A 12,626-nucleotide genomic window follows, 5' to 3' on the forward strand; every position below is an offset into this window, starting at 1 on the left:
GGCCGGGCGGGAGTGCGCGCTCATGACCCTCCCGGTCGGGAGAGTCCGCGCGGTCAGCGCATCGCGCTCCTCGAGTAGACGCTCTCGACCCACGCGGCGAGCTGTTCGTCCGTCAGATGCTGGGCCAGGTCGGCCTCGCTGATCATGCCGACGAGTCGTTTGTTCTCGATCACGGGAAGTCGGCGGATCTGGTGCCCCTTCATCTCCTGGAGCACCTCGCCGACATCGGCGCCCGAATCGATCCAGCGCGGGGTGCCCTGGGCCATCTCGCCCGCGGTGACCTGGGCCGGGTCGTGGCCCATGGCCACACAACCGACGACGATGTCGCGGTCGGTGAGGATGCCGCAGAGCCGTTCGTTCTCGTCACTGATGGGCAGCGCGCCCACGTTGAGCTCACGCATCAGCTGGGCTGCGCGGTCCAGGGTCTCGTGAGCGGGGATCCACTGGGCACCACGGTGCATGATGTCTCCGGCGGTGGTCATGAAGTACCTCCCGGTGCCGGACGGCCGGCGCGGCGCGGAACACACCGCTAGTCCCGGCGCCCTACATTCTCGCCGTGTCCCCAGGCACGCGCACCCGGAAGTCCGGGATGGGCTCTCGTGGCCGCCGCTCAGCCGTTCCAGGCGGGGTGGCGTGGATCGTCGGCGCGGACCAGGACGTCGGCCGTGGCGCCCGGGGCCACTTCCGTCTCGTAGCGCTCGAAGGCGGGCAGGGTCCAGTGCTCGGGTTCCGGGGTGCGGCGGCGAAGGGCGCCCGGGGAAAGGAGGACGTGCACGCCCAGGTCGAAGGGGAACCAGTGCCGAAGCAGGAAGGGGCCGTGGAGCAACAGCACCCCGCCGGGCGGGAGCTGGACATAGGGGCTGCGGGTGGCGCGGTCGGTGGCCGGGTCCCAGAGGTCGGGCAGGACGCGGCCGTCGCCGCCGGGGTCGAGCGGCCCGAAGACCTCGCGCCACAGGGCGCCGGTGTCGACCCAGCCGTTGTAGTACGCCTCGGCGTCCTCGTGACCGTATTCGAGCCGGAGTGACGCGGGGCGCAGGAAGCCCTCCGTGCCGACGACGAGCGAGGACCGGCCGCGGATGCGCAGCGCCTCACTGACGCGGTGGGCGAGGTCACCGGGATGGGCGGCGGGGGCTCCGTCGAAGGCGATCCGCGGCCACGGACCGCCGTCGTCCGGTTTCAGGTCGAGCAGGCGCTCGGCGAGGAGGTCGCCGAGCCGTTCCCAGGTGATCGCTTCGAGTCGCACAGGCCCATGATGCCGCGATCACGCGTCGCTCTCGTGGGCGCGGCGGGCGGCGAGGGCGGAAAGCGAGGGCGGCCGGAGGTTGCGCTCGGCTCCGGGCGTGGACCGCGACCGAGGAGGGATGCGTCAAGGCGGGCGGGAGGAGCCGTGTCGAGAAAGAGGGCCACGGGCCGGAGGCGGCCGCGTCGGCCAAGGGGCGGGGGCCGAGAACAAGGCGGGGATCGAGGAGGGCGCGGGGGTCGAATAGGGGCGGTATCGAGAAGGGGGCCACATCGCGTAGGGAGCCGCCCCGGCCAGGGGAATGAACGACGTATGGCACCGATCGCAACTCCCCCGCCCCGTGGCGGACTTCTCGTCATCCAGCCGCTCAAGAAGCGCCGCTGTGTCGAGTGCAAGAGCGGGCCGTTGGCGCTGCTTGTGCTGGAGGAGGGGGAGTCACGCTGTCTGGACTGCGCGGACCTGGGACACCTGGTGTTCCTGCCGCGGGGCGACACCGCGCTGACGCGCCGGTCGCGGGAGGGCAGCGCGCTGTCGGCGGTGGTGGTGCGCTTCAACCGGCGGCGGAGCCGGTACGAGCGGCAGGGCGTCCTCGTCGAGGAGGCTGCGCTCGCCCGGGCCGAGGAGCGGTGCCTGGCGGACGCGGAGGCGCGACGGCGGCGCCGGGCACGGGACGCGCGGCGGCGGGAGGCGGAGGATCTGCGGTTCACGGAGGCGTTCGCGCGGGAGATACGCGGGCTGTTTCCCGGCTGCCCTGCCGGCCGGGCGCACGCGATCGCCGCGCACGCCTCGGTGCGCGGGAGCGGGCGGGTGGGGCGCAGTGCCGCGGGCCGTGCGCTGTCCGAGGCCGCCGTGACGGCTGCGGTCCGTGCCGCCGTACGGCACACGGACACTCCGTACGACCAGTTGCTGATGAGTGGCGTGCCGCGGCACGAGGCGCGTCGGCGGATCGCGGCCACGGTGGAGGCGCGGCTTGAGGAGTGGCTGGAGGGGTGGCAGGACGAGCTCGCGTCGCGCGCGTGACGGCGTGTACCCGGCGACGGCGTGCCGCCCGCGAAGGCGCGCCACCCGGCGAAGACGTGCCACCCGGTGCTGGACGCTCGCGCATGCCTCCGCGCCCCTCGGCCATGGTCACTCTGGCAGTAAGGGATTTCACTTGTGGTGACGGTAGGGGCCGTGCAGGATCTCAGAATCTCAGGATCTTGGACTTCGGCTTCGGCTTCGGCTTCGGCTTCGGCCTCGGCTTCGGCCTCGGGGAGCTACGCGGGGGTTGTCATGATCGATGGACCGTATTTCGTGCTGACCGTGCTGGGGGTGCTCGGCTGCGGGCTGGTGGCCGGGGTGTTCTGCGGGTTCTCGACGTTCGTGATGCGGGGGCTCGCCAAGTTGCCGCCCGCGCAGGGCGTGGCGGCGATGAACGCGATCAACGTGGCGGCGGTGCGCCCGGCGTTCATGCTCGTGTTCGTCGGGTCGGCGGGGCTGTGTGCCGTGCTCGCCGTGGTCACCTTCGTGCTGCTGCCCGACGAGGGGACGGTGGAGCTGTTGCTGGGCAGCGCGCTGTATCTGTTCGGGACGTTCGGGGTGACGGTCGTCGCGAACGTCCCGCGCAACGACGCGCTGCTGAAGCTGGCCCCGGGTACGCCGGAGGCCGCCGTGTACTGGCGTTCGTATGTGCGCGAGTGGACGATGTGGAACCACGTTCGCGCGGTCGCGTCGGCCGCCGCGGCGGTCTCGTACACGCTGGCCCTCACCTGAGGCCGGCGCCGCCCGCGACCGGCCCCTCAGCTGAGCGGCACGGTACTCGGAGGCGACGTATCGTGGCGGGAAAGGAGTGCCGCCCAGGGCCGTGGGCCGAAGGCGTTCGATGGTCGCGCGGCCCCGTACCGGTACGCGTACGTGAGGGAGACGGCCATGGCCGATCCCAAGGGATTCATGACCACTCCGCGCGAGGAGTATCCCCGTCGGCCCGTCGAGGAACGGGTGCGGGACTGGAACGAGGTGTACGTCCCCGGTGCGCTGCTGCCGATCATCAGCAGGCAGGCCGACCGCTGTATGGACTGCGGCATCCCGTTCTGCCACGACGCCTGCCCGCTGGGCAATCTGATTCCCGAGTGGAACGACCTAGTCTCGCGCGAGGACTGGCGGGCGGCGAGCGACCGGTTGCACGCGACGAACAACTTTCCCGAGTTCACCGGCCGGCTGTGCCCCGCGCCCTGCGAGGCGGGCTGTGTTCTCGCGATCAACCAGCCCGCGGTGACCATCAAGAACGTCGAGGTCGCCATCGCCGACCGCGCCTGGGCGGACGGTTTCACGCAACCGCGTCCACCGGACCGGCTCTCGGGCCGTACGGTCGCGGTGATCGGGTCGGGGCCCGCCGGGCTCGCCGCGGCGCAGCAGCTGACCCGGGCCGGGCACACCGTCGCCGTGTACGAGCGGGCCGACCGGATCGGTGGGTTGCTGCGGTACGGGATCCCCGCGTTCAAGATGGAGAAGCGGCATCTGGACCGGCGGCTGGAGCAGATGCGGGCGGAGGGCACGAAGTTCCGGACCTCCACGGCGATCGGCCGGGACCTCGGGGCGGCCGAGCTGAGGGCGCGCTACGACGCCGTCGTGCTCGCGGTGGGTGCCACGGCCTGGCGCGAACTGGACGTTCCTGGGCGAGAGTTGGCCGGCATCCATCAGGCGATGGAGTATCTGCCGTTGGCCGACCGGGTGTGCGAGGGGGATCTGGAGGTCTCACCCTTGTCCGCGGCCGGGAAGCACGTCGTCATCGTCGGCGGCGGTGACACGGGCGCCGACTGTCTGGGGACCGCCGTGCGGGAGGGCGCCGCGTCCGTGACCCAGCTCGACATCTATCCGCAGCCGGAGGCCGAGCGCGACGAGGACGTCGAGCCGTGGCCGACGTACCCGAAGATCTACCGGCTCTCGGCCGCGCACGAGGAGGCCCGCGACCTGGAGACGGCGCCCGCCGCGGACGCGGACGCGCGCCTCTTCGCGGCGTCCACGCTCCACTTCACCGGGGACGCGGACGGGCATGTGCGCTCCCTGCACCTGGTCGAGGTCGACGAGCGGCGCCGCCCGGTCCCGGGCTCCGGGCGGACCCTCCCCGCCGACCTCGTGCTGCTCGCTCTCGGCTTCTCGGGGCCCGACCGGCACGACGGGCTGATCGACCAGCTCGGCCTGGTCCTCGACGCGCGCGGCACGATCACCCGCGACACCGACTTCGCGACCAACGTCCCCAAGGTGTACGTCGCCGGGGACGCGGCCCGCGGGCAGTCGCTCATCGTGTGGGCCATCGCCGAGGGGCGGGCGGTGGCGGCCGCCGTGGACCGCGCGCTGGCCGGGACCTCGCAGCTGCCGGCGCCGATCGGACCGTACGACCGCCCCATGACCGCGTAGGGCTCCGCCGGTCGGTGCGGGAGCCCCCCCGGGCGTGCGGTGCCGTGCGGGTCAGCGGCGTTCGTCCGTGCCCGCCACCTTCGCCGTGGCCAGCGCGACCCGGTTCCAGGTGTTGATCGTGAGGATGAGGGCCAGGACGTGGGCCAGTTCCTGGTCGTCGAAGTGGGCGGCTGCCTCCGCGTAGACGTCGTCGGGCACGCCCGCGTCGGCGACGCGTGTGACCGCCTCCGTGAGGGCGAGGGCCGCGCGCTCCCTCTCGGTGAAGAAGTGCCGGGCCTCGCGCCACACCGGGACCATGTGCAGACGGTCCTCGCTCTCGCCGGCCTTGCGGGCGTCGTTGGTGTGCATGTGGAGGCAGTACGCGCAGTGGTTGAGGTGCGAGGCGCGGATCTGGATCAGTTCGACGAGGGCCGGGTCGAGCCCGTCGCGGGCCGCCGCGTCGAAACCGACGAGGGAGCGGAAGACCTTCGGGGCGGACTTCGCGAAGTCGAGGCGAGCGGAAACGGTGTTCGTCGTGTGCGTGTTCGTCGTCATGACCATGAATCTACGGACTGGAAAGACCGGCTGTAGGGTGCATTTCCATGGCGGAATCATGGGTCAATTCTGCGGAGCGGATCGGCGCCGACCTGCATCTGGAGCTGTCCGGGCCGGGCGGACGGCGGGCCGCGCTGATCCGGGCGCTGCGCGAGGCCGTACGCGAGGGCCGGCTCGCCCCGGGCACCCGGCTGCCGCCGTACCGCTCGCTCGCCGCCGACCTGGGCGTGGCCCGCAACACGGTCGCCGACGCGTACGCCGAACTCGTCGCCGAGGGCTGGCTGACCGCCCGGCAGGGGTCGGGCACCCGCGTCGCCGAGCGCGCCGAACCGCTGGGGGCCCCGGAGCGCGTACCGAAAAAGGCACCACCACGCGCGCGTGGACCCCGACACGATCTACGGCAGGGGACCCCTGACGCCTCGTCGTTCCCGCGTGCCGCCTGGCTCGCCTCGTACCGGCGGGCGCTCCAGCAGGCGCCCAACGCGGCCTTCGGGCCCGGCGATCCCGCGGGCCGTCCGGAACTGCGCGAGGCTCTCGCCGAGTACCTGGCACGCGCGCGTGGCGTGCGCACCGAGCCGGGGCGGATCGTGATCTGCTCGGGCTTCGCGCACGCCCTGCGGCTGCTCTTCCCGGGCGTGTTGCGCGGGCCGCTGGCGGTCGAGTCGTACGGACTCGGCTTCCACCGCGAGCTGCTGGCCGCTGCGTCGGTTCGGACCGTGCCACTGCCACTGGACGAGGACGGCGCCCAGGTGGGCGAGTTGGGCCGGGAGCGAGCGGTCCTGCTCACGCCCGCGCACCAGTTCCCGACCGGTGGCCCGCTGCACCCGGAGCGGCGGACCGCCGTCGTCGACTGGGCACGCGCGCGTGGCGGTGTGATTCTGGAGGACGACTACGACGGCGAGTTCCGCTACGACCGCAAGCCCGTCGGCGCCGTGCAGGGACTGGACCCCGAACGGGTCGTCCACATCGGCTCGGTGAGCAAGAGTCTGTCGCCCGCGCTGCGGCTCGGCTGGATGGTCCTTCCGCGCCGGTACGTCGACGCCGTGCTCGCCGTCAAGGGCGAACGGGAGGCGTGGGCGAGCGTCCTGGAGCAGCTGACGCTCGCGGACTTCCTCGCCTCCGGGTCGTACGACCGTCATGTCCGCCGGATGCGGCAGCGGTACCGCGGGCGGCGTGACCGGCTCGTCGCGGCCCTCGCGGAGCGGGCGCCGCACATCGAGGTGACGGGGATCGCGGCCGGGCTGCACGCGGTGCTGCGGCTGCCGCCCGGGACCGAGCGGTCTGCCGTCAAGGCCGCGACCTGGCAGGGTGTCGCGCTCGACGGGCTCGCCGAATTCCGGCATCCGGAGGCGGCGATGTCCGCGCCGGACGGGCTGGTGGTGGGTTACGCGACGCCCTCGGACCATGCGTACGGGGCGGCGTTGGAGGCGTTGTGCGGGGCGCTGCCGCCGGGTCCTTGAACACCTCTTGGCCGACGCCCCGCCAGGTAAAGCGATGTTTCTTGCCGTGGTCCTACGGGTGTTTTCGAGGTCCTACGGACTCGGTCTCGATCTCGGTCTTCTACCGCTGCACATAATCAATTCAGCACCAATTTATTCAGCACCAATTTCAAGAGAGTTCAGGAAAGAAGGAAGTCGGCCACCCCTTCCTTGGCGCCTTGGATGAACGCGGTCATCTCGCCGGGTGTGTAGATCAGCGCGGGCCCGTCCGGGTCCGCCGACTGGCGGACCGCGATACGCCCGTCCGCGAGCTTCATCGCCTCCAGACAGTTGCCGCCGTTGCCGCCGCTCCACGGCTTGTGCCAGCCCTCGCTGCCCAGTTCACGGGCGGGCATCCCGTTGTAGATCTGCTCGTTGCAGATCCGCTCATTGCGTATCCGCTGCTTGATGTTGTCCATTCACCACTCCTTGCGGAAATCCCGGAGGATCTCCTTCGTGCGATGTGCCGTGGCGGCCTGAGCCGCCATGCGGTCCATGACCTCGAGGTGGGTCGCCACCTCGGAACGCTCGTCCAGATAGACGGCGCCGGTCAGGTACTCGCTGTAGACCATGTCCGGGAGTTCCGGCATGGCAAAGCGAAAGAGCACGAAGGGCCCGTACGTGCCGGGGTGCGGCCCCGTGTTGAACGGGACGACCTGGAGCGTTACGTTGGGCAGCTTCGTGGCCTCGATCAGCTTGTCGATCTGGGCGCGCATCACCTCGGGACCACCGACGGGCCGACGCAGGGCCGTCTCGTCCATCACGGCCCAGATCCGGGGTGCGCCGTCACGGGTGAGCAGATTCTGGCGTTGCATGCGCAGCGCCACATGGCGCTCGATGTCCTCGGGTCTGGTCTGGCCGATGGCGCCCGACTTCATGACCCCGCGGGCGTACTCCTCGGTCTGCAGGATTCCGGGCACGAAGTGGGGTTCGTACGAGCGGATGAGGGTGGCCGCGCCCTCCAGGCTGACGTACATCGAGAACCAGCCCGGCAGGATGTCGTGGAAGCGCTGCCACCAGCCGGGCCGGTTGGCCTCCTCGGCCAGTTGGACGAAGGCCTCGGCCTCCTCGTCCGACACCCCGTACGACTTCAGCAGGAGCTGGAGGTACGGGATCTTGAGGGCGACTTCGGCCATCTCCATCCGGCGGACCGTGGCGGGCGCGACCCGCAGGACGCGCGCCGCCTCCTCACGCTTGAGACCCGCGCGTTCTCGCAGGTCCAGCAGGCGCCGGCCGAGGACGACCTGGCCGACCGTCGGCGCGGACCGCGGTTCACTCACGTCCCACCTCCACTGAGTCCCGAACGGGCGCCGTTCCGACGGTCGGATGCCGTGGTGAACGGTCGGGCGCCGCTCTGAACGCTTCTGAACAGGTACTGCGTCCTGACAGACCGGACGGCGCCGTTCGGGGTCCTCTTCGTCTTCATCGACGTCTTCGACGATCCCAACTGGCGCCGCTCGGCGTGCTGTTGCCAGCAGTGTGCCACGGCACTTCTCAGAGTCACACGGCACTCTGCAATTTTCAGAGTGGCACTTGCCAAGTGTTCACGGCGGGGAGATAGTGGCAAGCGTGATTCCGTCCGCGCCCTTAGGAACAGACGCCGCCGAGGACCGCTCCGGTCTGCGTGCCACCGCAGGGGTGCGCCCCGGCGCCGCCGCCGCGCGCCGGTTCCGCTTCGAGCTGGCCGCACACCCGGGTTCCGTGGCTCACGCCCGGCACCTGACGCGCGCCCGGCTCTCCGGCTGGGCCGTGTCCGACGACACCTGTGACACGGCGGTCCTGGTCGTCTCCGAGTTGGTCACCAACGCCATCGTGCACAGCGCGAGCGCGCGTGTGGTGTGCGAACTGCACGACGGAGACGACCTGGTGCGGATAGCCGTACGTGACGAGGGATGCGCTCCTGACGAGCCGCACCCCTCACCGCAGCGTCCCGAGGAGGAACACGGCAGGGGGCTGCTGCTCGTCGCGGCCGTGTGCCGGTCCTGGGGCGCCCAGGACACCGCGCCGGGGCTGCTGGTCTGGGCGGATCTCCCGCGTTCCCCGGCGGCCGACGCCACGGGTGCCGGGGCGGCCCGCTCCGACCTCGGATGGGGCGCGAGGAAGCCACCGGCCGACGGCCGGGGCACCGGCACGGAAGGGTCCTGGGGAACGGAAGCATCCGCGACAACGGAAGCCTCGTGGCGGTCCGAGGCATCCTGGCGGAGGGAGTCCTCCTGGGGCAAGCGGACCGTGGGGATCCCCCCGATCGAGCGAAGCCGGGATCGGGGCAGGCTGTGACGAGTACGTCGGCCACAGGACCCGGTGCTCAGGTCCTGAGCCTGGACACGCTGGTCCGCCTGAAGCGCGAGCAGACGGTGTCCAGGACGCTGCGACGTCTCCCCGTGCCCGAGGGCATGACGGTACCGCTGGGCTGCGACGCGGTCGCGGTGCCCGCCCGGTTCGGGCCCCTTTTGATGACCCGGCTGCCCCGGGTGGGCTGTGTGTACGCCGACGGGGCGCACTGGTGGTGGCTCGTGCCCTCCGAGTCCGATGTGGCCCTGGACTGGCCCGCGCCCGCCCACTACGCCGCCGGGGCGGTCGTACCGGACACCCCGCACGCCCCCGGCCTCATCCACAAGCCGGCCGGCACGCTTCCGTACACCCCGCCGATCCCCCTCTATCTGGCCCTGTGCCGCGTCACCGGTACGACACCCGTCTGGTCGCGTCCGATCAGCGCGTGATCCTCCCGTCAGGGGGGCTGGCGGGTGTGTCCGAAGTGCGCCGGTCGCCACCCGTACTCCGCCATCACCGCGAGTGGAGTGCCGTGTTCCTGGGGAGGGCACCGTTCATCCGTTCCCGGGGAGGCCGATGGTGGGGATATCCACAGGGAAAGCGCGCAAGAAGAAACGCGACGACGACAAACCGGCGCCGTCCCCTTCCGAACACCTGCTCTTCGGCGGCCCCTTGCGCTACGACATGGGCTGGTCGCAACACTCCGACGCGTTCCTCGAGTTGAACTTCCGCGCGATGGTGACGCGGCTGCCGTCCCTGCTCGCGTCCAGTTTCCGGCTCGCCTGGACCGCGGACCGCCGCGCCGCCCGGATCGTGGTGTCCGCCGAACTGGCCCGGGGCGCGGCGCAGGCGGTGAGCCTGCTGGCCGTCAACATCGTGCTGGGCCGGCTGATGACGAGCGGCTCCGTCGGGGACCGGCTGCACGGCGCGGTCCCGGCGCTGGTCACGGTCGCCGCCGTCATGCTGCTCGGCGCGCTGCTGCGGGCGGCCTCGACGTATGCCACCGGGCGCCTGGAGCCCAAGGTGGAACGCGTCGCCACCGAGCTGTACCTGGAGCGGGCGGCGGCCGTCGAACTGTCCGCGATCGAGGACGACGCCTTCCACAAGCTGCTGGACACCGCGCAGTACGGTGCTTCCTCGGCCCGCCGCATGATCGCGATCGCCACCCGCGTGGTGAACGCGATGATCTCGCTCATCGCGGCCGCGGGTGTGCTGACCGTGCTGCATCCGGCCCTGCTGCCGCTGCTCGTGACGATGACCCTGCCGAGTGCCTGGAGCTCCCTGACGATCGCCCGGCGCCGCTACGAGTCCTTCCACACCTGGGTGCAGCACGCCCGTGCCGGGCACCTGATCAGCAGTCTGCTCACCGAGCCCGCCGCGGCCCCGGAGATCCGCGTGCACGGCGTCGGCCCGTTCCTGCTGCGTCACTTCCGCTCGATGTCGGAGACCGCCGAGGCGGAACAGGCCCGCCTGGCCCGTCTGTCCGCCCGCACCGGCCTGGTCGCGGCGGGCTGGACGGGCATCGCCACCGTGGCGACGTACGCGACGCTCGGCGGGCTGCTGCTCGTCGGTGCGATGGCACTCTCCGTCGCCGGTACGGCCGTGATCGCGATCCGTACCGGCTCCGCGAGCCTGGACACGCTCGTCCTGGAGGTCAACTCCCTCCATGAGGAAGCCCTGTTCGTGGGCGATCTGCAGCGCCTGTACGTGGAGGCGGCCGAGCGCGCGATCCCGGTGGGCGGCGAGCCGCTCCCCGAGGATCCGAGCGAGATCCGCTTCGAGAACGTCACGTTCACCTATCCGGGCGCCTCGACCCGGCCGGCGCTCGCGGACGTCACCCTGCGTCTGCCGCTCGGCAAGATCGTGGCGCTCGTCGGTGAGAACGGCTCGGGCAAGACGACCCTGGTGAAGCTGCTCGCGGGCCTGTACGCGCCCGAGCGGGGCCGGATCCTGTGGGACGGCGTCGACGCGGCGACGGCGGACCGGCAGCAACTCGCCGAACGTATCGCGATGGTGGCGCAGGACTTCAAACGCTGGCCGTTCACGGCCCGCGTCAACGTGGCGGTCGGCCGCGCCTCCGCGCCGCTGACGGACGAGCGTGTCACCTCGTCGGTGGCGGAGGCCGGGGCCGAGGACGTGGTCGCCGACCTGCCTCGCGGCCTGGACACGCTGCTCGCCCGCGGGTTCAGCGGTGGGCACGAGCTGTCGGGCGGGCAGTGGCAGCGGCTGGGCATCGCACGGGCCGCGTACCGCCGTGGCCGCATCCTGATCGTGGACGAGCCGACCGCGGCGCTCGACGCCCGGGCCGAGCTGGAGGTCTTCGACAAGATCAGGGCCCTGGCGGGCAGTGGCCAGACGGTCGTCCTCATCACCCACCGGCTGGCCTCGGTCCGCCACGCCGATCTGGTGCATGTCCTCGAACAGGGCCGCCTGGTGGAGTCCGGCAGTCCGGACGAACTGCTGGCGAAGGGCGGTGTCTACGCCGAGCTGTACTCCTTGCAGGCCGAGCAGTTCACGTCGAAGGTGCAGACGAAGATTCCTACCGATGCGCCCACGAAAGTGCCTGCTCCGAAAGTGCCCGCTCCAAAGGTGGGCTGACCTCGGCCGGCCTCACTCGACGAGTTCCCCGGCACGCACGATCACCAGGAACGCGTCCGAGGCGAGGTCCATGACGACCTCGGCGGCCTGCCCCTGCAGGCGGCACGCCTGCGCGAACTCCTCGGCGGGCCACGAACCGCGCGGCCCACCGGCGGGAAAGCGCTCCAGCACCATTCGCCCGTTCACCCTGCACCTCCATGTAGCGCCGTACTCATGACGCGTACTCATAGAGTTAAACGCCAAAGGCGGGGTGAAGGGCTCGGTCAGTGACGGTACTGAGACATAGTCAACACTCGTTCACTACTCTGCTGTGAGGGAACTCTCGGCCTGTGGGCGTTTCCCTTCGTGAGTTTTCCTTTCTCGTACTTTCCTGTCATTCCTCGTACTCGTCGTGGTACCGGATCCGCTCGCTGCCCGCCGGCGCCCCCAGTGCCGAGGCGCGTCCCCGGGGCACCTCCCACTCCTCCTGCCTGCCGAGTGCCGTGAGATCCAGCAGGGTCGTCGTCGAGCCGAGCCCGTCGAGGCCGCGCTCGTACGTCGAGTAGGTGTGGAAGACCCGGTCGCGGTCCCTCAGGAAGCAGCTCACGCCCGGCCGCTCGTAGGGCTCGTCGTCGACCTCGACGGACACCCTGAAGTCGTCGTTGAAGTCGCTGTCGTACGACGAGTACCAGGGCACCGTCCAGCCCATACGGGCCTTGAAGGGCAGGATCTTCGGGTACGGCGCCCGGGACACGGCGGCGAACTCCGTGTCCCGGGCCCGCAGATGGGCGAGGTGGCCGATCTGGTCGAGGAAGGCCGAGCAGCTGCGGCAGCCCGCGTCCCACTCCGGCGCGAACATGAAGTGGTAGACGACGAGTTGGTGGCGCCCCTCGAAGAGGTCGAGCAGGGCCGCCTTGCCGTCACCGCCCTCGAACACGTACTCCTTGTCGATCTCGACCATCGGCAGACCGCGCCGTTCCGCGTTGAGCGCGTCCCGCGCGCGGGTCGCCGCCTTCTCCTTGACCAGTAGTTCCGCGCGCGCGGCGCGCCATTCCTCGCTCGAGACGATCTCCGGAAGCGTCATGTGCTCCTCCTACGAAACGGTGCCTTCGCAGTGGTGACCGGGCGCG

General features: G+C 71.1%; 14 protein-coding genes. 7 read left to right on the plus strand and 7 right to left on the minus strand.

Translation table 11 applies throughout. From position 1 onward, the window contains the following. Positions 1–53 precede the first annotated feature (53 nt). Together ACZ7M3_RS17375 and ACZ7M3_RS17380 are read right to left on the minus strand one after the other, a co-directional pair. Complete coding sequence (locus ACZ7M3_RS17375; protein WP_388117034.1) at positions 54–482, minus strand: CBS domain-containing protein; 429 nt, start codon at positions 480–482, stop codon at positions 54–56. Between the two features lie 128 nt (positions 483–610). Then, positions 611–1,243: a nucleoside/nucleotide kinase family protein gene (locus ACZ7M3_RS17380; protein ID WP_472064182.1), complete on the minus strand. Its 633-nt coding sequence runs from the start codon at positions 1,241–1,243 to the stop codon at positions 611–613. A 309-nt stretch (positions 1,244–1,552) separates the two neighbouring features. Between ACZ7M3_RS17380 and ACZ7M3_RS17385 the strand changes: the two genes are divergently transcribed. From ACZ7M3_RS17385 to ACZ7M3_RS17395, 3 genes are all read left to right on the plus strand, one after another. Next, the gene (locus ACZ7M3_RS17385) at positions 1,553–2,260 is read left to right on the plus strand and encodes a DUF2293 domain-containing protein (RefSeq protein ID WP_472064184.1); all 708 of its coding nucleotides are present in this window, start codon (positions 1,553–1,555) and stop codon (positions 2,258–2,260) included. Between the two features lie 252 nt (positions 2,261–2,512). Further along, positions 2,513–2,992: an anthrone oxygenase family protein gene (locus tag ACZ7M3_RS17390; protein ID WP_472064186.1), complete on the plus strand. Its 480-nt coding sequence runs from the start codon at positions 2,513–2,515 to the stop codon at positions 2,990–2,992. 156 nt (positions 2,993–3,148) lie between these two features. After that, entirely contained in the window at positions 3,149–4,636 is a 1,488-nt protein-coding gene (locus ACZ7M3_RS17395; RefSeq protein ID WP_388393198.1) for a glutamate synthase subunit beta, read from the plus strand. 51 nt (positions 4,637–4,687) lie between these two features. Here the strand turns inward: ACZ7M3_RS17395 and ACZ7M3_RS17400 are convergent, their stop codons facing one another. After that, positions 4,688–5,170 carry a carboxymuconolactone decarboxylase family protein gene (locus tag ACZ7M3_RS17400; RefSeq protein ID WP_434097739.1) on the minus strand — a complete coding sequence of 161 codons (483 nt, stop codon included), beginning with the start codon at positions 5,168–5,170 and terminating at the stop codon, positions 4,688–4,690. Positions 5,171–5,217: 47 nt separating this feature from the next. Here ACZ7M3_RS17400 and pdxR point away from each other — a divergent pair, with 47 nt between their 5' ends. Then, positions 5,218–6,630, plus strand: a complete 1,413-nt coding sequence (gene pdxR, locus ACZ7M3_RS17405; protein ID WP_472064188.1) for a MocR-like pyridoxine biosynthesis transcription factor PdxR — start codon at positions 5,218–5,220, stop codon at positions 6,628–6,630. A gap of 158 nt (positions 6,631–6,788) precedes the next feature. Here pdxR and ACZ7M3_RS17410 read toward each other — a convergent pair whose 3' ends face one another. Together ACZ7M3_RS17410 and ACZ7M3_RS17415 are read right to left on the minus strand one after the other, a co-directional pair. After that, positions 6,789–7,067: a DUF397 domain-containing protein gene (locus ACZ7M3_RS17410; RefSeq protein WP_472064189.1), complete on the minus strand. Its 279-nt coding sequence runs from the start codon at positions 7,065–7,067 to the stop codon at positions 6,789–6,791. Next, positions 7,068–7,928 (minus strand): helix-turn-helix domain-containing protein, encoded by an 861-nt coding sequence (locus ACZ7M3_RS17415; RefSeq protein WP_472064191.1) that lies wholly within the window; start codon positions 7,926–7,928, stop codon positions 7,068–7,070. It abuts the gene before it with no gap. Between the two features lie 289 nt (positions 7,929–8,217). Here ACZ7M3_RS17415 and ACZ7M3_RS17420 point away from each other — a divergent pair, with 289 nt between their 5' ends. From ACZ7M3_RS17420 to ACZ7M3_RS17430, 3 genes are all read left to right on the plus strand, one after another. Beyond that, positions 8,218–8,925: an ATP-binding protein gene (locus ACZ7M3_RS17420; RefSeq protein ID WP_472064193.1), complete on the plus strand. Its 708-nt coding sequence runs from the start codon at positions 8,218–8,220 to the stop codon at positions 8,923–8,925. Then, positions 8,922–9,368, plus strand: coding sequence for a hypothetical protein (locus ACZ7M3_RS17425; RefSeq protein WP_095855252.1), 447 nt, complete (start codon positions 8,922–8,924; stop codon positions 9,366–9,368). Before ACZ7M3_RS17420 ends, ACZ7M3_RS17425 begins: the two co-directional genes overlap by 4 nt. Positions 9,369–9,495: 127 nt before the next feature. Continuing rightward, positions 9,496–11,517: an ABC transporter ATP-binding protein gene (locus ACZ7M3_RS17430; RefSeq protein ID WP_472064194.1), complete on the plus strand. Its 2,022-nt coding sequence runs from the start codon at positions 9,496–9,498 to the stop codon at positions 11,515–11,517. A 12-nt stretch (positions 11,518–11,529) separates the two neighbouring features. Here ACZ7M3_RS17430 and ACZ7M3_RS17435 read toward each other — a convergent pair whose 3' ends face one another. Both ACZ7M3_RS17435 and ACZ7M3_RS17440 read right to left on the minus strand, forming a co-directional pair. Then, complete coding sequence (locus ACZ7M3_RS17435; RefSeq protein ID WP_095855250.1) at positions 11,530–11,703, minus strand: hypothetical protein; 174 nt, start codon at positions 11,701–11,703, stop codon at positions 11,530–11,532. Positions 11,704–11,890: 187 nt separating this feature from the next. Further along, positions 11,891–12,580 carry a DUF899 domain-containing protein gene (locus ACZ7M3_RS17440; protein WP_472064196.1) on the minus strand — a complete coding sequence of 230 codons (690 nt, stop codon included), beginning with the start codon at positions 12,578–12,580 and terminating at the stop codon, positions 11,891–11,893. Positions 12,581–12,626 lie beyond the last annotated feature (46 nt).

The organism is Streptomyces sp. NPDC111656, assembly GCF_055656965.1.